Below are 21315 nucleotides of genomic sequence, written 5' to 3' on the forward strand. Positions count from 1 at the left end.
GGAGGACGGATGAGCATCCCTCATGTAGCTACCGACTTGCCCCACCGGGTCCGTGAGATCGAGCATGTGCGCATACCCATGAACGACGGCGTGGAGCTTGCGGCCCGGGTCTGGCTTCCCGAGGGCGCCGAGGATGCGCCGGTCCCTGCGATACTGGAATACATCCCCTACCGGCGGCGGGACATGACCCGTCCGCGTGACGCTGTGATGCATCCCTACTTTGCCGGCCACGGCTATGCCGCCGTGCGCGTGGACATGCGTGGCAGCGGCGACTCCGATGGCGTGTTGGCGGACGAATACATCCAGCTGGAGCTGGATGACGGCTGCGAGATCCTGCGCTGGCTGGCACAACAACCCTGGTGCAATGGAAAAGCCGGGATGATCGGTATCTCCTGGGGCGGCTTCAACGGGCTTCAGATCGCCGCCATGCGACCGCCCGAACTGCAAGCGGTGATCTCCGTTTGCGCCACGGACGACCGCTATGCCGACGATGTGCACTACATGGGAGGGTGTCTGCTGGGGGACAATTTGTCCTGGGCTTCCACCATGTTCGCCTTCAATTCGCTGCCACCGGACCCGGAGATGGTGGGCAATCAGTGGCGTGCGCTCTGGTTCGAGCGCCTGCGCGCCAATGAGCCCTGGGTGATCGAATGGCTACGCCAACCCCATCGTACCGAGTACTGGAAGCATGGCTCCGTGTGTGAGGACTGGAACGATATCCAGTGCCCGGTCATGGCGGTGAGCGGCTGGGCTGACGGGTATTCCAATGCGGTTTTCCGCCTCATGGAAAGCCTGAAAGTGCCGCGCCAGGGCCTGATTGGTCCCTGGAGCCATATGTATCCCCATGAGGGTGTGCCGGGCCCTGCCATCGGCTTCCTGCAGGAGGCGGTACGCTGGTGGGACCGCTGGCTCAAGGACAGGGATAATGGCATGGACCGTGAACCGGTGCTGCGCGCCTGGCTGCAGGACAGTGTCCCGCCATCCACCCGCTATCAGGAAAGGCCCGGCCGCTGGCTTGCCGAACCGGAGTGGCCCAGCCGCCATGTGACCACGGAGAACCTGCAGCTGGACAGCGGCGGCCGCCTGCTGCGCGACGGCGAGACGCTGGACGACGAGCCGCTGACCATCCAGTCTCCCCTGAGCGTGGGCCTGTTCGCGGGCAAGTGGTGCTCCTACGCAGCGACCCCGGACTTGCCCCACGACCAGCGCGAAGAAGACGGCGGCGCTCTGGTGTTCGAGTCTGCGCCGCTGAAGACGCCGCTGGAATTGCTGGGCCCGCCGGTGCTGGAAGTGGAGTTGTGCTCGAATCGCCCTGTCGCCATGCTGGCGGCGCGACTGTCGAACGTGGCGCCCGATGACAAGGCCACGCGGGTGACCTACGGGGTACTCAACCTCTGCCACCGGGACGGCCACGAACACCCGCAGGAGATGATTCCGGGCAAGCGCTACCGGGTGCGGGTGACACTCAACGGCTGCGGCCAGCATTTCCCGGTAGGCCATCGCCTTCGTCTGTCCCTGTCCACCTCCTATTTTCCGCTCGCCTGGGCGCCTCCCGAGCCGGTCCGGCTGACCATTTTTCCGGCCGGCAGCCGTTTCGGCATCCCTGCGCATCAGCCCCATGACGAACCGCCGGAACCCGAGTTCGGACAGCCGGAAGGCGCGCTTCCGATCACTGCAGCGCCGCTGGAAACACCGCACAACAACTGGTTCGTCAAGCGGGACCTGGCAAACGACATCTCCACCCTGGAAGTGATCAATGATCCCGGCTGGACGCGACTGACCGAGGTGGACCTGGACGTAAAGCGACGCACCCGGGAGTGGTACAGCTACCGTGATGACGATTTCGCATCATTGCGCGGCGAAACCCTCTGCGAATGGGGCTTTCGCCGCGGTGACTGGCAGGTGGAAACCGTCACCCGGACGGTCATGACCTGCGATGCAGAGCACTTCTACATCCATGCGCAGCTGGACGCCTGGGAGGGAGAAACCCGGGTGTTTTCCAGAAACTGGGACGAAACCATTCCACGAAAGCTGGTCTGACTCTGCCTGACGCCATGCAACAATGAACGTCGTTCAGAGCGAGACGGTTTGCTTCCGCGGCTGGGCCGGGCTGAGCCGGCAGGCTGCGTACTTGAACTCCGGAATCTTCCCGTACGGGTCCAGCGCCGGGTTGGTAAGCACATTAGCGGCCGCCTCCGCAAAGGCGAAGGGAACGAACACCATGCCCTCGGGCATCGTCTGATCGGCCCGCGCCGTCAGGGTGATGCTGCCGCGCCGGGTGGCAATCTGGATTGCGTCACCCGATGCCATGCCCAGGCGAGCCAGATCCGCCAGTGCGAGAAACGCGGCCGCTTCAGGCTCCCGCTCATCCAGTACCCGGCTGCGACGGGTCATGGCGCCGGTGTGCCAGTGCTCAAGCAGTCGCCCGGTGGTTAACACAATGGGGTAAGCCTCATCCACCGGCTCGTCTGGCGGCAGCGGCCAGGCCGGTGAGAGCTTGGCCCGCCCCCCGGCGCGTGGGAAGGCGTCAGAGAAGACAACGTCCTGCCCCGGCGCGTCATCGGCAGGACAGGGATAGGTCACGGACCCTTCCCGTTCCAGGCGGGACCAGGAGATATGATCGAGTGAGTGCATGCCCTGCTTCATCTCAGCGAACACCTGCTCGGGGCCGGCGTAGTCCCAGCCCAGTCCGAAACGTCGGGCCATTTCCTGAATAATCCACCAGTCGGGCTTTGCTTCCCCGGGCGGCGGCAGCGCGGCACGGCCCATCTGGACCTGCCGGTTGGTGTTGGTGACAGTGCCTGCCTTTTCCGACCAGGCGGCGGCAGGCAGGATGACGTCGGCGAACTGAGCGGTCTCCGTGACGAACAGGTCCTGCACCACCAGGTGCTCCAGGGCAGCCAGCGCGGCCCGGGCGTGGGTCAGATCCGGATCGGACATCGCAGGGTTTTCCCCGAGGATGTACATTCCCCGGATGGTCCCGGCCACGATGGCGTCCATGATCTCCACAACGGTGAGGCCCGGCTCAGGATCAAGTTCGGTGTCCCAGAGTTCTTCGAAGGCAGCGCGCAGCTGGGCATCCCCCACCGGTTGGTAGTCCGGCAGCACCATCGGAATCAGGCCGGCGTCCGAGGCACCCTGAACGTTGTTCTGGCCACGCAACGGGTGCAGGCCAGTGCCGGGCCGGCCAGTATGGCCGCACGTCAGTGCCAGTGAAATCAGGCAGCGGGCATTATCGGTGCCGTGCACGTGCTGGGAAATGCCCATGCCCCAGAATATCATCGCTCTTTCGGCCCCGGCGTAGGCGCGGGCCACTTCGCGAATGGTCTCTGGTTCAACGCCGCAGACCGGGCTCATTACCTCCGGCGACATATCCGCAACACTGGCTGCCAGTGCCTCGAAGCCCTCGGTATGGGCATCAATGTAGGCCCGGTCAAACAGTGCCTCGTCGATGATCACATGGAGCATGGCGTTGAACAGTGCCACGTCGCCTCCCGGGGAAAACCGCAGGCTGCGCCAGGCATAGGCATCCAGCGCCTGTCCCCGGGGGTCGATGATGATCAGTTTGGTGCCGTTTCGTGCTGCCTGCTTGAAGTAGGTGGCGGCCACCGGATGGTTCACCGCCGGGTTGCAGCCGGTGAGGATGACCACATCGGACTCCAGCGCCTGCATGAACGACGCGGTGACGGCACCGGAACCCAGGCACTCCATCAGCGCCGCCACCGAGCTGGCGTGACAGAGCCGCGTGCAGTGGTCAACGTGGTTGGAGCCGAAGCCGGTACGCACCAGCTTCTGGAACAGCCAGGCCTCTTCGTTGGAACACTTGGCGCTGCCGAAACCGGCGAGCGCATCCGCTCCGTGTTGTTTTTTAAGCTGGGTCAATCCGCTTGCCGCAAGATCCAGTGCCTCTTCCCAGCTTGCCTCGCGGAAGTGAGTGAACGGATTGGCCGGATCAAAGTCGGGATCGAGACCCTTGGGCACACCCTCCCTGCGAATCAGCGGCCGGGTAAGCCGTGCCGGGTGCGCGGGGTAATCGAAGCCGAAGCGTCCTTTTACACAGAGCCGGCCCTGGTTTGAGGGCCCATCCCTGCCTTCGACAAAGAGAATACGCCCCCGCTGCCCGCCGGCCCCTGCTTCGGCGTCGGCAGGCTCGTCTTTTACGTGATAGGTCAGCTGACAGCCGACCCCGCAGTAGGGGCAGATGGAATCAACGGTGCGGTCAGCCATCGCGGAATCTCCACGGCCCTGGGCGTCGATCAGGGTGGCGGGCATCAGCGCCCCGGTTGGACAGGCCTGCACGCATTCGCCGCAGGCAACGCAGGTGCTGTCCCCCATGGGGTCATCGAAATCGAACACGACCTTGGCCGCCGCACCGCGATGAGCCATCCCTATGACGTCGTTGCCCTGGACCTCGCGGCAGGCGCGCTCGCACAAGCCGCATGTAATGCAGGCATCCAGGTTCACGTTCATCGCCGAGTGAGTCGCATCATGGCCACGGGCATGGGGCAGCGAATCCGGTCGCGGTTCAACATGGTGAACCGTGGGCTCGTCGCGCTCTGAACGGGATGGCAGACGCTGGCGCACCGCGCTGGCATCGATCGCCATTTCATCCGCCAGATTCCAAAGGTGGCTGGCGCGATCCGGGCTATTGCCGCGTTCAGGCTGGTCCGCCAACAGCAATTCCAGCACGCTTTTGCGGGCCTCCTGGGCACGGGCGGAGCAGGCACTGCGCACAACCATACCGGGAGCAGCCTCGCGAACACAGCTTGCCGCGAGCACCCGCTCACCTTCCACTTCCACCATGCAGGCCCGGCAATTGCCGTCAGCCCGGTACCCTGGCGTGTCCTTGAAGCACAGGTGAGGGATAATCTCGCCGGCGCGCCTGGCGACCTGCCACAGGGTTTCGCCGGGGTGGGCCGAAACCTCAACGCCGTCCAGCGTCAGTGTAAAGCTTGTGCTTGGAGTCGCATCGCTCATGGCTGTTCCCTACTCCTACCCTTACCCTCTGGCAATCAGGTTGCGGCTGGCGAGCTCGCTGCGGAAGTCTCGCAGCAGACTCAGCAACGGATTGGGTGCCGCCTGGCCCAGACCGCAGATGGAAGCATCGGCCATCACCCTGGCCAGCTGCTGTAGTGTCTCCTCATCCCAGGTATCACGCTCCAGTAACTGGAGCATTTTCTCGGTGCCGACACGGCAGGGGGTGCACTGACCACAGGACTCATCGGCGAAGAATCCCAGAAGGTTGGTGGCCGCGGCGGGCAAATCGTCTTGATCGGACAGAATAATCACCGCGGCAGAGCCGATAAAACAGCCGTGTTCCTGCAGGGTGTCGAAGTCCAGGGCGATGTCTGCTTTGCTGGCGGGCAGTATCCCGCCGGAAGCGCCGCCGGGCAGATACGCCAGCAGGCGATGCCCTTCGGCCATGCCGCCACAGTACTCTTCAATCAACTCAGTGAGGCTGATCCCCGCTGGCGCAAGATGCACGCCGGGCTTTGCCACTCGCCCGGAGACCGAAAAGCTGCGGAGACCGCGGCGCCCACGCCGCCCCTGGCTGGCGAACCATTCGGCACCCTGGGCGTGGATGCGCGGAATCCAGTAGACCGTCTCGACGTTATTGACCAGGGTGGGTTGACCAAACAGTCCATTCTGGGCCACAAAGGGTGGGCGAAGACGGGGCTTGCCGGGTTTGCCCTCCAGAGACTCGATAAGGGCGGACTCCTCACCGCAGATGTAGGCGCCCGCGCCACGGCGCAGGATGACAAAGCCCGGCGCCACAATGGCGGCCGCCTCAAGCTCGGAGATGGCGTCGGTCAACACCCTGTGCAGGCCGGGATACTCGTCCCGCAGGTAAATGTAGAGAGCCTGCGCTTCGACCGCCCAGGCGCTGACCAGAGCGCCCTCCAGGAACCGATGGGGTTCCTTCTCCAGGTAAACACGATCCTTGAAGGTGCCAGGCTCGCCTTCGTCGGCATTGATCACTGCGTAGCGTGGCCCCGGCTCGGCCCGCACCGCCTGCCATTTACGGAAGGTCGGGAATCCGGCGCCACCCAGGCCACGCAGGCCGGCAAGCTCCAGTTCATTGGCAAGCGCTTCCACGCTCACCCGGCCTTCCCGGCAATCCGTCAGCAACCGGTAACCTCCGGCTGAATGATAATCCGCCAGACCTTGCCAGGGGATGTCCGCCGGCTGAACCTGCCCCTGCTCTACCGCGGCCCCGACATTCCGGGCATTGGCATTCAGCACATGATGGTGACCCACGGCCACCACGGGCGCTGTGTCGCAGCGCCCCATGCAGGGTGCGCGCCTTACCCGCACCCTGGCAGGATCAGCCCCTCTAGCCAACGCCTGATACAGCGCCTCCGCTCCAGCCAGACAACAGGAAATCGAGTCACACACCCGCAGGGTCAACGCAGGCGGTGGTGCTTGGTCGTCATGAATAACGTCGAAATGGGCGTAGAAGGTGGCCGTTTCATAAATGGTGGCCATGGGCAGATTCATAAAAGTCGCCAGGGCTCTGAGCCGAGGCATGGAGAGGTAACCGTCGGCGTCCTGAACTGCATGCAGGTGCTCGATCAGGCGGTCGCGGCGGCGCAGTGTCGGATCATTACGTTCGTCTCCGATCAGACCTCGCAGCTCTGCCAACACGACAGGGTCCAGCTGACGGCCACGCGGTGAGACCCGCCGGGGTTTGACCTTTTTCTCGTCTGTACTCATTGTTTTTGTCCAGGCCCGAAGTACAAAAGACAGCCGTGTCGGCTGGCCTGACTATTTACTGATCATTGAAACACATCCGGCTGGGATGCCGCCAGAAGATCGTGAAACCAAAAGGCTGAGTCTTGATCCTTCGATGCCGCCTGGCTCGACTGATGGGCAAGCACAAACAAAAAAGGCAGGCCAGTAACGAACTGGCCTGCCTTTCTTCTATATGGTAGCGGGGGCTGGATTCGAACCAACGACCTCCGGGTTATGAGCCCGACGAGCTACCAGACTGCTCTACCCCGCATCAACTCTTTTTCGTAATCTTTTTCAAATTCGGTTGTTGTCCGGGGAAGCCCCGATCAACGAGGTGCACATACTACGGTGTAAGGCGCCTCCTGTCAAAGGGGAAAACGACGATTTCAACGGGTCACCGCTCCAGTATCGCAGTCACGCCCTGCCCGCCGGCGGCGCAGATGGAGATCAGCCCCCGGCCGCTGCCTTTCTGCTCAAGCAGCTTGGCAAGAGTTGCCACGATGCGTCCGCCAGTTGCCGCGAAGGGGTGCCCGGTGGCCAGACTGCTGCCCTTGATGTTCAGCTTTTTCCGGTCAATGCTGCCCAGCGGCTTGTCCAGACCCAGGCGATCCCTGCAGAAATCCGGGTCTTCCCACGCCTTGAGAGTGGATAATACCTGAGCCGCAAAGGCTTCGTGGATTTCATAGAAATCGAAATCCTGCAAGGTCAGCCCGGCTTTCTCCAGCATGCGCGGCACGGCATAGGCCGGTGCCATCAGCAGTCCCTCTTTCTTGTCCACGAAGTCAACCGCGGCCACTTCAGAGAAGGTCAGATAGGCCTGAACGTCCAGGTTGTGGGCTTTGGCCCATTCTTCGCTGGCCAGCAACACGCAGGAGGCGCCATCGGTAAGGGCGGTGCTGTTGGCGGCCGTCATGGTACCCTTGTCCCGATCAAATACCGGTTTGAGTGTCGACAGCTTTGCCAGGGTGGTGTCCGGGCGCAGGATGTTGTCCTTTTCCAGGCCCGCCAGGGGCGTCATCAGATCCCGGAAAAACCCTTCCTCGTAGGCGGCCGCCAGTTTCTGGTGGCTTTCATAGGCCAGATGGTCTTGATCGTCACGGGGAATCGACCATTCGTGGGCGGTGATCTGGCAATGGCCGCCCATGGACAGGCCGGTGCGGGGCTCACCATTCTGGGGAAATTCAGGCTTCAGATGGCCTGGCCGGAAACGACTGAGAATTTTCAGGCGCTCACCCGTGGTCTTGGCCCGGTTCAGGTCCAGCAGGATCTCTCGCAGACCCTCCCCAATGCCAATGGGCGCATCGGAAGTGGTGTCGGTGCCCCCGGCAATACCGCACTCGATCTGCCCCAGAGCAATCTTGTTGGCCACCAGAATGGCCGCCTCCAGGCCGGTGCCACAGGCCTGCTGGATGTCATAGGCCGGGGTTTCCGGTGCCAGACCACTGCTGAGGGCTGATTCCCGGGTGAGGTTGAAATCCCGGGAGTGCTTGATGACCGCACCAGCAACCACTTCCCCCATGCGCTCACCCTGCAGTCCAAACCGGTCCACCAGGCCGCGCAGTGCTGCGGTTAACAGTTCTTGGTTGCTGACCTTGCTGTAAGCCGTATTGGAACGGGCGAAGGGTACCCGGTTACCGCCAATAACAGCGACCCGGCGGATGCCACTTCTGGCTGCCGCCGTTGCTTCCGGGGCCGCGGTTTTCTGTTGGGTGGTTTTCGGTGCCTGTGCCATGATGTTGTCCTGTCGATTCGTTTAGCAAAAGGAAAATGCCATGTCTGATCGTTATCTCACCTTCGTCAACACCCCATTCGGCAGAACCGCCGCCCAGTCCCTGGGACTGCCGGCACCGGTGCCGCTGAAACGCTGGAAGCGCATAGACCAGCCGTTCATCGAGGGCGATGTACTGATCGGGGCCGCCAATGGCAGCAAAGCAATTGGCGCCATTGGCCGCGTACTGGGCGCTAGCCCGGCGAAACTCTTCCATGCCAGTGCTGTGGCTACTCTGAACGATTCTGCCAAAAGCGGCAACAAGGCGGAGGCATTGCCCCTTGATGGCGACGGTGGCGACATCGAGCGGAAATTCTCGGCCCTGGTGTTCGATGCCACCGGCATGAAAGACACCACCGACCTGAGAGCCGTTTACGACTTCTTTCACCCTACCATCCGCAAGCTGTCGGCCAATGGCCGCGTGCTGGTGATCGGGCAGGACCCTGCCTCCTGCCGACAACCGGCGAAAGCGGCGGCACACCAGGCACTGGAAGGGCTTGTACGCAGCGTCGGCAAGGAAATAGGCAGAAAAGGTGCCACCGCCAACCTGCTGTGGATGGCGCCCGGGGCGGAAAAACAGCTGGACTCCAGCGTGCGCTTTTTCCTCTCTCCACGCTCAGCCTACGTATCCGGCCAGGTAACCCGCATCGGCAAGAGCGCAGATGCGCCGGCCAGCAACCCGGTGGCACCGCTTGCCGGAAAAGTCGCGCTGGTTACCGGTGCGTCCAGGGGTATTGGCGCTTCGATTGCAGAGACCCTGACCCGAGACGGCGCGACGGTGCTCGGCCTGGACATTCCCGCGGCCATGGAGGACCTGCAGTCGGTCATGAGTGCCATCCAGGGTAAGGCCCTGGCCTGCGACATTACCGATGAGAAAGCACCAAAGCAGATCGCGGACTTTGTGAAGGAACACTTCGGCGGCATTGATCTGGTCATCCACAATGCCGGCATTACCCGGGACAAGACCCTGGGCAATATGCCAGAGCACTTCTGGGACATGACCATCGCCGTGAATCTGACCGCAGAGGAACTGATCGATGAGGAACTGATGCACCAGGAACTGCTGCGGGAGAACGGCCGCATTGTGTGCATATCCTCCATCAGCGGCATCGCCGGCAACTTTGGCCAGACCAACTACGCCACCGCCAAGTGCGGCGTAATCGGCTACGTGGAGGCCATGGCGAAACGGGTGAAAAACGGTGTCACCATCAATGCCATAGCACCGGGATTCATCGAAACACAGATGACCGCTGCCATGCCCATCACCATGCGTGAAGCTGGCCGGCGCATGAACAGCCTGTCCCAGGGCGGTCTGCCCATCGATGTGGCGGAAGCGATTGCATGGTATTGCAACCCCGCGTCAAACGGCGTGAACGGGAATGTTGTTCGCGTTTGCGGGCAGTCGTTGATCGGGAAGTAACCGAAGAATGGTGGGTGGTACTGGGATCGAACCAGTGACCCTCGCCTTGTAAGGGCGATGCTCTCCCAGCTGAGCTAACCACCCGGGATCTGGAGATCAAAAAAATGGCGGAGCGGACGGGACTCGAACCCGCGACCCCCGGCGTGACAGGCCGGTATTCTAACCAGCTGAACTACCGCTCCGCATCAATCCCTGCCTGGAAGACGTTCGGGATTTGAAACCGGGCGGGGTAGCCCGGTGATGCTGAAAAGTGGTGGGCGGTACTGGGATCGAACCAGTGACCCTCGCCTTGTAAGGGCGATGCTCTCCCAGCTGAGCTAACCGCCCACTTTCGCAGCACACTGGTGAGTCAACGTTGTTGTCTCGACCAAGTGAGCTGCGCATTTTAAGCATTTGTCCGGCGGTGTCAAATATTTTCCCCGATTTTTCTTAAAAAACCCGCAAGCCCTTATTAACTGTACACTTTTCAATCAGATCTGTTTGCCTGCTTTCGTTTTTTGGCACCCTTCACAACCTTCAGCTTCTGCCCCGCCTCCCTGGCCTTGCGATTGAGCGAAAGCTCACTAACCCGCGACTTACGCTCCTCAGGCAGAGCTCTCTCGGCCAGCGAGCAGTTGATATGATCCAGCCGCTCCCGGAAACGCTCAACTCGCGTGCCGATGTCGCTGAGGGCGCCCGGAAGAACGTCTTCAGAAAACCAGCGGATTCTTTCCTGCAATGAATTTTTCAGCGACATACCCAGCAACCCCGTTGTAACCGACTACCTGCAGTCTAGTAACCGGACACCGAAACAACAATTTACCGGGTGCAGAAACGGGCTGATTACTGCCCCGACACCCGTGAACGCAGGTCGTTGACTTCTTCTGACAGCCGTATAAGCCTTGAGGTCAACTGGGCCCGCGATGAATCGATGGCCGCGACCGTCTCTCTCAGCCCTGCCAGGTCGGCCCGGACCGCATCCAGCTGGCCACTGCTGGAAAGGTTATCGGTCGCTTCCTCCAGGGCTGCAATCCGACTTTCCAGACCATCGATGGTCAGTTGCTGCTCACGCTCGAACCTTACCAGCTGACGCTCAACCATTTCATCGACACCGGCCAAGGACTGATCCAGCTCGGTCAGTCTGGAGGCATTCTGCTGACCGGTTTCGCGCACGGCGGTGATCTGCCTTTCAAGATCAGCCTCCACTTCGTCGATCCGGGACGTCACTCCGGCTTCCAGCTCCTCCACCGAGGCCCTCAACGCCTCACGCTCGCTGCTACCGCTGTCCACAGCCGCCCGCAACGATTCCAGCCTCGCTTCGTGGTCGTTCAGCCGCTTGCGGTTGCGGTCATTGGCCACGCCCCAGAGCTTGCGGATTTCACTGTCCGCGGTATCCAGTCGCTCCCCATGGGCAGCCAGCCTGTCCTCAATGGATTGACCTTTTTCCTCAAGGTCCTCACCGGTCTCGGACAGATCGCCCTCAAACCGGGCCAGGGCCAGCTTGCTCTGACGCGCCCAGTAGTCGGCCTCTTCCAGCTGGCTCTCAAGCATCTGAATTCGCTGCTCCTGCTGGTACCAGCCAGCGCCGGCGGCGCCTGCCACAATCAGCAGCCCGATGACCCACATTACGCCACCGCCTGAGCCACTGCCCCCGGAGCCCTTCCCCGATTTACCTGCCGGATTTCCAGTACCATCTGCTCCACCAGGGCTCCCCCCGGCACTTTTTCGGGGCGCTTCAGGCCTTTTGCCCTTGGCTGCGGCTTCAGTGTTTCGGGGTTCCCGCTGGGCAGACAACCCCTCTTCCCGCTTGGTGCCTGCGGTGCCAGTGCGTACTTCATCTTCATCCGGACGGATTGGTTCCATAAGGGCTCCAGGATATGGACGATAAGGCTTATAAGGCCTGATAATACCCGTACCTTGCGACACAACAAAACAAAGGGCAGCAAAATAAAGGCCAGAAAAGACGTCCAATGCGGCACCGGACCATGGTCCGTTTGCATGGTCACAGGGCCTTACATACAATGGCGGGCTTTCTCACACATCAGGACTGTTGCATATGCAGCCGCTTGTAGGACTCATCATGGGCTCGAAATCAGACTGGCCCACCATGGAACACGCCGCCGAAATGCTGGACAAGCTGGGCGTGCCTTATGAGACGAAGGTTGTCTCTGCCCACCGCACGCCGGACCTGCTGTTTGATTACGCCAAAACCGCCTCCGACCGGGGCCTTAAGGTGATCATCGCCGGTGCCGGCGGCGCTGCCCACCTCCCGGGCATGGTCGCTTCGCAGACGTCGCTGCCGGTGCTAGGCGTTCCTGTCCAGTCTAAAGCCCTTAACGGTCTTGATTCGTTGCTATCCATCGTTCAGATGCCAGGCGGCATTGCCGTAGGTACCCTGGCGATCGGCAAGGCCGGTGCCACCAATGCCGGCCTGCTGGCTGCGCAAATCATCGGTACGTTCAAGGACGATGTCCGTGGGGCCGTTGATGAATTCCGTGCGAACCAGACGCAGACGATTCTGGATAACCCCGATCCCAGCGATCAGTGAATATAACGCCATAGTTGGCTGAGCGGGTCGGGGCAGGCTTTCCAAAACTGTGCGGAGCCATGGATGGCGGAGCTCAAGCGCCACATGGATGTGCTTGAGCGTGTTTTGGAAAGCCTGCCCCGACCCGCTCACAACACCGAATTTTTGCAGATGCCTGAAAATGGCAGGAGATAACGAATGAGAATTGGTGTTTTAGGGGCCGGGCAGCTTGGACGCATGTTGGCGCTGGCTGGTTACCCGCTGGCCAAGACGTTTGTTTTCTATGATATGTCGGGTAGTCCCAGTGCCGGGCTGGGCGAGGTCATTATCGATCGGGACGGCCAATACCTGGACGATTTCATCTCCCGGGTAGACCGGGTTACCTACGAGTTTGAACATCTTCCCGTCGACGTGGCAGAGCGAATCGCAAAAGAGAAACCCGTTCATCCCTGCCCTCGCGCCCTGCAGGTTTGCCAGAACCGCGAACTGGAAAAAACGCTCTTCGGCGAGCTTGGCATCCCCACACCACAGTGGAATATTGCAGACAGCGCGGAGTCTCTCCAGGCTGCCGTTGAAGAACTCGGCTGCCCGGTTGTCGCCAAATCCAATACCGAGGGCTATGACGGCAAGGGGCAGGCAGTTCTTCGTTCACCGGAAGACGCGGCAGATGCCTGGCAGTCCATCGGTCACCCGCGCCTGATCGTTGAAAAATTCGTCGAGTTCCGTCGCGAAGTTTCCATCATCGCGGTGCGCGCTGAAGACGGCGAGCTGGCATTTTACCCCATGGCGGAAAACACCCACCATGAGGGCATCCTGCGCTATTCCATCGCGCCGGCGCCGAAACTTGAGAAGCACGTTCAGGAAGACGCCGAACGCTATATCAAAGCGCTATTGAACGAACTGGATTACGTGGGGGCACTGACTCTTGAGCTGTTCGAAACCGCCGATGGCCTGGTAGCCAACGAGATGGCACCACGGGTACACAACTCCGGCCACTGGACTATCGAAGGGGCCATGACCAGCCAGTTCGAGAACCATATCCGTGCGGTCAGCGGCCACCCCCTTGGCAATACCGAGCCACGGGGCGTCAGCTGCATGATTAATATCATTGCCGAACATGGCGACATTGAACGAATCCTCGAACTGCCTTACGCTCATGTTCACCTTTATAATAAAGGCGAGCGCCCGGGGCGGAAACTTGGACATGTGACCGTTCTGGCGGACAGCTACGAAGAACTGGTATGGCGCGTGAAAAACTGTTCGCAGTTTTTGCCCGGTTGTCCGGAGTTCGACAGTACGCTCACGGCAAGGGGTTGATTTAACACAGCGCGCCCCTATATTTAGACCTTACAGTCACATAAACAGAGAGAATCAGGGAGAACGACCTCATGGCATTTGAACTTCCCGCACTGCCTTATGAAAAGAACGCACTGGAACCGCACATCTCTCAGGAGACTCTTGAGTACCATTACGGTAAGCATCACAACACCTACGTCACCAAGCTTAACGGCCTGATCGAAGGTACAGACAACGCCAACAAGTCGCTTGAAGACATCATCAAGAGTGCCAGTGGCCCGCTGTTCAACAACGCAGCCCAGGTCTGGAACCACACCTTCTACTGGCACTGCCTGAGCCCGAACGGCGGCGGCGAGCCTACTGGTGCAGCCAAAGACGCTATTGAAAAGGCGTTTGGCTCGTTTGAAGACTTCAAGAAAGAGTTCAACGACAAGGCCGCTGGCAACTTCGGTTCGGGCTGGACGTGGCTGGTCAAGAAAGCAGACGGCAGCGTCGCCATTGTGAACACCAGCAATGCCGAAACGCCGCTGACCACTGCTGACAAGCCGGTACTGACCGTTGATGTCTGGGAGCACGCGTACTACATCGACTACCGCAATTCCCGGCCGAACTACCTGGAAGCGTTCTGGAAGCTGGTTAACTGGGATTTCGTCAACGAAAACCTGGCGTAATCACGCAGTCAATCGCGCGCAGTGAAAACTGCTCCCGAAAATGCCCGCTGCCAAGCGGGCATTTTTGTATCTGCTAAAAGCCATCCGCATTACAAAACGACACACCTCTGCCCTGAATTATCTGGAAAAATTGCCGATACTGGAATCGTTAACTGAAAATTGATCCAGACTGGCAAACAACAAAAAACGGAAGCCCTTCAGCCACCGAATGGCGGTAACGGGTCTCATTCAGCGGAATGGAATCATATAGGCGTTCATGCACAATTCCTTTGAGGTAGAACATCGCCTGGGGTACCAGGTATTGCGATGGGTGCTGGCTGTTGCGCTGATCAGCGGGATTCTGGTGAGTACCATCCAGGTCATCCTGGATGCACGGCGAGTCTCCAGCTTACTGGATGATCAGGCGAAGCAGACCATGGCGCTGGTCAGGGATGCTTCAACACAGGCTGTTTTCAGTATCGATGCCGATCTGGCGCAACAGGTTATCGACGGCCTGTTTGCCCAGGAGTCGATGCACATGGCAAGAATTACCCATCCTGATGGCGAGGCGCTTGGCCGCCGTGACCGCCCGCTTCAGGAGAGCCCTTTCCGGCCCATAACTGATCCGATTTTTGGTGCCGAGCGATCCTACCGCAAGGAACTGTCCCGCAGCGGCAACGCCAGCGGGAAAAACGTTTACGGCTACCTTGAGTTGCACTACGACACCGGTCCGGCTGCGGGCACCTGGCTTGAGCGCGCATCAATCACCTTCGCCTCCGGTATCGCCATCGCCATCATCCTTGGGCTGGCATTGTTTGTGGTATTCCATCTTCTGCTGACCCGCCCATTGCTACGCATTGTACAGTCCGTCAAGCAGGTGGACCCGGATCATCCGGACGACAATCTCATCCATCTTCCCAATGGCCATCAGAAGGATGAACTTGGCCTCTGGGTGAATGCCACCAACAACCTGCTGGTAGCCATTGGCGACAGCCAGACCCGCCACCGGGAAGCGGAGGATCGGGTCAATCGACTCGCCAGATACGATCAGCTCACCGGCCTGCCCAGCCGTGACACCTTCATGGAACTGCTGCAGACGGATATCGAAGAGGCTCAGGCGGACAAAACCGTGCTTTCCCTGATCTGCTGTGGCATTGACGATTTCAAGTCGGTCAATGAGCAATGTGGTTTCCGCACCGGTGACCTGATCCTCCAGGCGGCCGCCGATCGGCTCACCCATCTGTTGGGCGGCGCCCGCTTTACCATCGCCCGCCTGGGCAGCGACCAGTTTGTCATTGTGGAAAAGGGCCTGCGTGACGGGTTCCAGGCGGCCAACACCGCCGACCGGATCCTGGCGGTGTTGAGCAGGCCGATGATCTTCGACGACCAGACCGTCACCATGACGGCAACGTTGGGCATTGCGTTGTTCCCCGGTGATGCTGAAAAGGGCGACCGGCTATTGCAAAGCGCCGAACAGACCATGGCGCTGGCCAAGGAAAGCGGCCACAACTACTTCCAGTTCTACGTGGCCAGCGTTGACCGGGAGATTCGGGAACGCAAGCAATTGGAGAAAGACCTCTCCGTTGCCCTCAAAAAACACCAGTTCCACCTGGTGTATCAACCCCAGATTAACCTGGAGACCCGCCGCATTATCGGTGCCGAGGCGTTGATCCGCTGGGAACACCCGGAGAAGGGCCTGATTCCGCCGGATGACTTTATTCCCGTCTCAGAGATGAACGGCAGCATCGTCGAGATCGGCCAATGGGTGCTGGACCAGGCCTGCTGGCAGGCTGCCCGCTGGGCCAGCGATGGCATGCCCCTGAGGATCGCCGTCAACCTGTCGGCGGTACAGCTGCGCCAGGATTCCATTGTGGATGACATTCTCGACACCCTGAAGCGACACAATATCCCCGCCGGTCGGCTGGAGCTGGAAGTGACAGAAACCAGCTTCATGACCAACCTGGAGGAGGCCGTCGACAAACTCAAACGCCTGCGCAGCGCCGGCATCAGCATTGCTGTGGACGATTTCGGGACCGGCTACTCATCGCTGACCTATCTCAAGCGAATGCCGGTGCAGCACCTGAAGATCGACAAGCAGTTTATCCGCGACCTGCTGGTGAATGAAGAAGATACGCGAATTGCCAATACCATCATCGATCTGGGCAAGAGCCTGAATCTCAGCGTCGTGGCCGAAGGGGTAGAGACCGCGGAACAGGAGTACTACCTGACCCAGCGAGGCTGCCAGCTGGCACAGGGGTATTTCTTCAGCAAGCCCCTTAAACCCCAGGATTTTGTGAGGTTTGTCGCCCGATTTCACGGTAAAATCGTGGAAAATTACCCCTGAGCACGAGTCACCGGCCTGATACCCCACCCTATAAGGAGTCAACATGGGAACCACGCTGATCGGCCTGATCGTCATTGCCGTCGTCGTTGTCTATATCGTCTATCTCTACAACCGTCTGGTATCCCTGCGGAACCAGGTCAAAAACGGGTTTGCCCAGATTGATGTCCAGCTGCAGCGCCGCCATGACCTGATTCCGAATCTGGTGGAGTCCGCGAAGGCCTATCTTTCCCACGAGCGCAACACCCTCACCGAAGTGATGGAAGCCCGCAACAATGCCGTGAGCGCCCAGAAGGACGCCGCCCGTGACCCGGCTGACAGTGGCAAGATCCAGCGTCTGGGTGGCGCCGAGAATATGCTGTCCAAAGCCCTCGCCAATTTTTACGCCGTGGCGGAAAACTACCCCGAGCTGAAAGCCAATGAAACCATCCAGCAACTGATGGAGGAGCTTTCCAGTACCGAGAACCGGGTCTCCTTCGCACGCCAGGCCTACAACGATGGTGTGATGAGCTACAACATCTTCCGCGAGCAGTTCCCCAACAACATCCTGGCCGGACTTTTCGCCTTCAAGCCCTCCTCCCAGCTGGAACTGGAATCGCCTGAGGCCCGCCAGGCACCGAAAGTCGCCTTCTGAGGCCGGTCGCCATGGCACACCAGGGATTTTTTCAGCGCCAGGCCAGCGCCCGCCGCAATACCGGCGCGCTTGTCCTCCTGTTTCTCGCGGCGGTGGCTTTGATCACCCTTTGCGTTTGCCTGGTGGGCTATCTGGTCACCCGCAGTGAAACCACCGGCCTCGGATTTGCGGACTGGCTGCTCAGCCGTCACGGCCTGTTCACCGCGCTCGCGGTCGTGGGCCTGATTGGCATTGGCTCTCTGATCCGCTGGATCGATCTGGCCGGCGGCGGTGAACGGGTGGCAAAAATGGTCGGAGCCAGGGCCATCGACCCGGACACCAGGGACGCTGACGAGCGCAGATTGCGCAATATCGTCGAGGAAATGGCCATCGCCAGCGGTGTCAGTGTCCCTGAACTCTACGTGATGGATCACGAGACCGGCATTAACGCCTTTGTCGCCGGCTATACCCCCGGTGAAGCGGTTATGGTGGTGACCCATGGCGCCCTGACCCAGTTAACCCGTGACGAGCTTCAGGGCGTGGTCGGCCACGAGTTCAGCCACGTGCTGAATGGCGACATGCGGCTCAACGTGCGCCTTATCGCGATACTGGCCGGCATTCTCATGCTCGGGCAGATTGGCTCCTTCCTGGTGCAGATGTCCTTCCACCGTTCTGCCCTGTCCTCAAGAACCTCCCGCGACCGGCGTGGCGAAGCCCTGTTCGGGCTTGTCGGACTGGCACTGCTGGTGATCGGGTATGTGGGCGTCTTCTTTGGCCGGCTGATCCAGTCAGCAGTGTCACGGCAGCGGGAAATGCTGGCGGACGCCTCGGCCGTGCAGTTCACCCGCAATCCCGAGGGTATTGGCGGAGCCCTGTTCAAGATCGGCCTCAAAGGAGGCTACCTTGACACCACCAGCCACGGCAGCGACATGAACCACATGTGTTTTGGCGAAAGCACCCGCATGAAATTCAGTGCCCTGCTCGCGTCCCACCCGCCGGTCCGGGAGCGCATCGAAGCCATCCAGCCCGGCCTGTTCGCGCGGCTTCGCAGCCGTCTGCGGGACACTGAGCCGGCGGGTGCAATTCGATCCGCGGGTTCGGCCCCATCGGGCTCTGTACTTCCGGAGGCCGCAGCCGGATTCGGCAGCGGTCATACGTCGCCACTCAACAGCCGGCCGCCGCAAAACCTCTCGGACAGTGTGGGCACTGTTAACCGGCACAGCGAAGACTATGCGGTAGCGCTCCTGAACAGCCTGCCTGCCACCTTCCGCAACCTGCTGTACACCCGCGCTGGCGCTATCCAGCTGTGCTACGCGCTGCTGATCGCCCAGTTGCCAGCCCGGTCCAGAGTTCAGCGCCTGGCGCTGATTGAAGCCGGCTCGATCTTTGCCCCCAACTCCGAGTTGCTCGACAAACTGCTTCCGACCCTGGAAGCGCTGGGCCAGAGTGTGCGGTTTCCGGTACTGGAACTGGCCATGCCGGCCCTGCGCAAACTGGACCCGGACGAGCGCAGCCTGCTGATATCAGCCACCGAAACCCTGATCAGGGCCGACAATCGCCTGAGCCTGTTCGAGCTGGCCATGCACACCTTTCTTCGTCGCCATCTGGCCGGTGACTCAGCGCGGGTCGTGCCGGTGCGTTACCGCAGCTACCGGCCAGTGACAGTGCCCTTACAGATCGTGTTCAGTCTGATGGCCAGAGCAGGAGCGGACGATAACGAAAACAGACAGACGCTCTTTAACGAGGCCATGGGCGGTTTTCTGTCGAAAGGAAGGAAGCCGGAGCTGCTTACCGAGGTATCAGTGACACAGCTGAGGCAGGCACTGATGGCCCTTAACAGCCTTTCACCCCTGCTCAAACCCGGCATTATCGATGCTTGTGGCCATTGCGTGCTGGCAGACGGCAGGGTCAATACCCGCGAATACGAGCTGATCCGCCTTGTTGCAGACCAGCTCGACTGCCCGATGCCGCCGCTCAGGGCTTAATCCCGGGGCGGCACCGGCAAGGGCTCAGTCCAGCCGGGGGTTGAACAGGGAGTCTTTTGTCGGCGGGCTGTCAGGGTCTGGCAATCCGAGCTTACGGCGCACCCCGAGATTGATCTCCCACAGGCTCTCGAATTTCTCATCCGTGGCCGCAATCGACTCCGCCTTGCCGAGCATGATGGTGGGCCTCAGGAACACCAGCAGGTTACGCTTCACCCGACGCTCAGACTCCGACGAGAACAGCCGTCCCAGCACGGGAATGTCCCCCAGAAAAGGAACTTTGCTCTTATTGATCTGAAGATCGTCAGTAGTCAGGCCGCCGAGAACGATGGTCTCCCCGTCATCCGCCAGCACGGTGGTCTTGATCTCCCGCTTGTTGGTGATGATATCCGAGGCGGACTCGACACTGTCCGCAATATTTTCGGTGGTCTGCTCCACCACCAGGCGCACCAGGCCGTCTGCGCTGATGGTTGGCGTCACTTTAAGGGTCAGGCCGATATCCCGGCGTTCGATGGTGGTGAAAGGATTGGTGGTGCCATCACCGGTCACCGTGGATTGCCCGGTACGGAAAGGCACGTTCTGACCCACGATAATTTCCGACTCCTGGTTATCCAGAGTGATGATGCTCGGTGTCGACAAAAGGTTCGCCGCCGCAGATGTCGACAGCGCCTGAAGCAGTACACCCCAGGACACGCCATCTTCATTGCGTTGCCCAGCACCCACCGTAATGCCACCCACGGCGGGCGACAGGAACGACTCGGACAAAATGGCGCCCAACACGTCGCCGAGACTGCGACCGACGTTGTCAAAATTACTACCTGCCACGGGCGTGGAACCGCCTGATTCATCGCCAACGGCAAATTGAACGCCCAGATCCTGCCCCAGCGAATCGCTGATCTCTACAATGGCCGCTTCAATCATCACCTGAGCGCGCCGCACATCCAGGGCCTGAACAACCTGCTCGGCTTCCTGCATCATCGATGGTTCGCCACGGATCACAAGCGCGTTCAGGCCCTCATCGGCAAAGACCGCAAAACCGGAATTGCGGCTAGCGGAAGACCCACCGCCGGCGGCGGAGCTGCCGGCACCGGAAGACTCTCTCGCCAGCTCGCCCATCACGCCCTTGAGAATTTCCGTGAGATTTTCCGCATCGGCGTGGCTCAGGCGGATGACCTTGGTGGTGCCGCCGGTGGCCGATGGCTGATCGAGTTTTCTGATCAGGGTGCGCATCTTGTCGCGGAAGGTTTCATCACCGCGAAGAATCAGCCGGTTGCTGCGCTCGTCCGCGGTGACGCTGTACTTGCGGGCCGCGTTCTCACGGCCGGCCTGTCCCAGCTCATCCGGGGCCAGCTCCTGCAGCAGCTCGACCATGTCGCCGACCCAGGCCTCCTCCAGCTGAATCACTTCCACTTCGTACTTGGACGGGCTGTCCAGCTCCCTGACGATCTGCTCGATACGACGAATGTTGGCCGAATGATCGCTGACAATAAGAGCATTGGCCGCGGCGACACCGGCCAGATGACCGTATTTCGCCACCAGGGGCCGTAGAATAGGCACCAACTCCAGAGCATTGGCATTATCAACCTGGATAACGCGGGTAATCAGTTGCTCCGACGGAACCTCGGTGAACCGGTCCAGGGATTCGGCGGACTGCTTGGCATCCACCTGCTGCACCACCTTGATCACCTCTTCCCCGGGAATGGCAGTAAAGCCATGGACCTGGAGCACCGCCAGAAACAGATCGTAGATTTCGTCCTTGTTCATGGGCGCACTGGACAGCACCGTCACCTTGCCCTTGACCCTGGGGTCCACCACGAAGCTGTAACCGGTGATATCGGCCACCTGGGTCACAAACGCGCGGATATCGGCATCCTTGAGGTTTAGTCGCCAGGTTTCCTCCTGCCCGTAAGCAACAGACATCAGGGGCAGCAACAGGGCTACAACGAAAGCCCGGAAAAGATTGGATCTGTGGTTCAGCATCTGGCGTTCATGTCCTGTATTGGTAAA

At 60.5% G+C, this 21315-nt stretch carries 14 protein-coding genes and 4 tRNA genes; 8 read left to right on the top strand and 10 right to left on the bottom strand.

Translation table 11 applies throughout. The annotated features are described in order from the left end of the window. Positions 1 to 9 precede the first annotated feature (9 nt). Positions 10 to 2040 (top strand): CocE/NonD family hydrolase, encoded by a 2031-nt coding sequence (locus DIT71_RS11115; RefSeq protein ID WP_114613266.1) that lies wholly within the window; start codon positions 10 to 12, stop codon positions 2038 to 2040. A 33-nt stretch (positions 2041 to 2073) separates the two neighbouring features. On the opposite strand, the gene fdhF is transcribed toward DIT71_RS11115, so the two are convergent. The 4 genes from fdhF to DIT71_RS11135 form a co-directional block, all read right to left on the bottom strand. Continuing rightward, on the bottom strand, positions 2074 to 4977 hold the full coding sequence (fdhF, locus tag DIT71_RS11120) for a formate dehydrogenase subunit alpha (protein WP_114613267.1): 2904 nt from the start codon (positions 4975 to 4977) through the stop codon (positions 2074 to 2076). 21 nt (positions 4978 to 4998) lie between these two features. Next, complete coding sequence (locus DIT71_RS11125) at positions 4999 to 6714, bottom strand: NADH-ubiquinone oxidoreductase-F iron-sulfur binding region domain-containing protein (RefSeq protein WP_114613268.1); 1716 nt, start codon at positions 6712 to 6714, stop codon at positions 4999 to 5001. Positions 6715 to 6926: 212 nt separating this feature from the next. Further along, positions 6927 to 7003, bottom strand: a tRNA-Met gene (locus DIT71_RS11130). A gap of 123 nt (positions 7004 to 7126) precedes the next feature. Then, positions 7127 to 8464 (bottom strand): acetyl-CoA C-acetyltransferase, encoded by a 1338-nt coding sequence (locus DIT71_RS11135; protein WP_227538067.1) that lies wholly within the window; start codon positions 8462 to 8464, stop codon positions 7127 to 7129. A 40-nt stretch (positions 8465 to 8504) separates the two neighbouring features. Here DIT71_RS11135 and DIT71_RS11140 point away from each other — a divergent pair, with 40 nt between their 5' ends. Next, positions 8505 to 9920, top strand: a complete 1416-nt coding sequence (locus tag DIT71_RS11140) for a 3-oxoacyl-ACP reductase (protein ID WP_114613269.1) — start codon at positions 8505 to 8507, stop codon at positions 9918 to 9920. Between the two features lie 8 nt (positions 9921 to 9928). Here the strand turns inward: DIT71_RS11140 and DIT71_RS11145 are convergent. From DIT71_RS11145 to DIT71_RS11165, 5 genes are all read right to left on the bottom strand, one after another. Then, positions 9929 to 10004: transfer RNA gene (locus DIT71_RS11145), tRNA-Val, on the bottom strand. Positions 10005 to 10025: 21 nt separating this feature from the next. After that, positions 10026 to 10102, bottom strand: a tRNA-Asp gene (locus DIT71_RS11150). 69 nt (positions 10103 to 10171) lie between these two features. After that, positions 10172 to 10247, bottom strand: a tRNA-Val gene (locus DIT71_RS11155). Between the two features lie 139 nt (positions 10248 to 10386). Beyond that, positions 10387 to 10656, bottom strand: coding sequence for a hypothetical protein (locus DIT71_RS11160; protein ID WP_114613270.1), 270 nt, complete (start codon positions 10654 to 10656; stop codon positions 10387 to 10389). A gap of 86 nt (positions 10657 to 10742) precedes the next feature. Further along, positions 10743 to 11762 (bottom strand): hypothetical protein, encoded by a 1020-nt coding sequence (locus DIT71_RS11165; RefSeq protein WP_114613271.1) that lies wholly within the window; start codon positions 11760 to 11762, stop codon positions 10743 to 10745. 193 nt (positions 11763 to 11955) lie between these two features. On the opposite strand from DIT71_RS11165, the gene purE reads away from it, so the two are divergent. The 6 genes from purE (at position 11956) to DIT71_RS11195 (ending at position 19311) form a co-directional block, all read left to right on the top strand. Next, a complete protein-coding gene (gene purE / locus DIT71_RS11170; protein WP_114613272.1) occupies positions 11956 to 12447 on the top strand; it encodes a 5-(carboxyamino)imidazole ribonucleotide mutase in 492 nt (163 codons plus the stop codon). 177 nt (positions 12448 to 12624) lie between these two features. Next, positions 12625 to 13743: a 5-(carboxyamino)imidazole ribonucleotide synthase gene (locus tag DIT71_RS11175; RefSeq protein WP_114613273.1), complete on the top strand. Its 1119-nt coding sequence runs from the start codon at positions 12625 to 12627 to the stop codon at positions 13741 to 13743. A 71-nt stretch (positions 13744 to 13814) separates the two neighbouring features. Next, a complete protein-coding gene (gene sodB / locus DIT71_RS11180) occupies positions 13815 to 14393 on the top strand; it encodes a superoxide dismutase [Fe] (RefSeq protein WP_114613274.1) in 579 nt (192 codons plus the stop codon). A gap of 256 nt (positions 14394 to 14649) precedes the next feature. After that, positions 14650 to 16716 carry a putative bifunctional diguanylate cyclase/phosphodiesterase gene (locus tag DIT71_RS11185; RefSeq protein WP_114613275.1) on the top strand — a complete coding sequence of 689 codons (2067 nt, stop codon included), beginning with the start codon at positions 14650 to 14652 and terminating at the stop codon, positions 16714 to 16716. A 43-nt stretch (positions 16717 to 16759) separates the two neighbouring features. Continuing rightward, positions 16760 to 17347, top strand: a complete 588-nt coding sequence (locus tag DIT71_RS11190) for a LemA family protein (RefSeq protein ID WP_114613276.1) — start codon at positions 16760 to 16762, stop codon at positions 17345 to 17347. A gap of 11 nt (positions 17348 to 17358) precedes the next feature. Then, the gene (locus DIT71_RS11195; protein ID WP_114613277.1) at positions 17359 to 19311 is read left to right on the top strand and encodes a M48 family metallopeptidase; all 1953 of its coding nucleotides are present in this window, start codon (positions 17359 to 17361) and stop codon (positions 19309 to 19311) included. A 24-nt stretch (positions 19312 to 19335) separates the two neighbouring features. Here DIT71_RS11195 and gspD read toward each other — a convergent pair whose 3' ends face one another. Then, complete coding sequence (gspD, locus tag DIT71_RS11200; protein ID WP_114613278.1) at positions 19336 to 21288, bottom strand: type II secretion system secretin GspD; 1953 nt, start codon at positions 21286 to 21288, stop codon at positions 19336 to 19338. Between the last annotated feature and the right edge of the window lie 27 nt (positions 21289 to 21315).

Origin of the sequence: Marinobacter vulgaris (genome assembly GCF_003344045.1) — a bacterium.
GTDB lineage: Bacteria > Pseudomonadota > Gammaproteobacteria > Pseudomonadales > Oleiphilaceae > Marinobacter > Marinobacter vulgaris.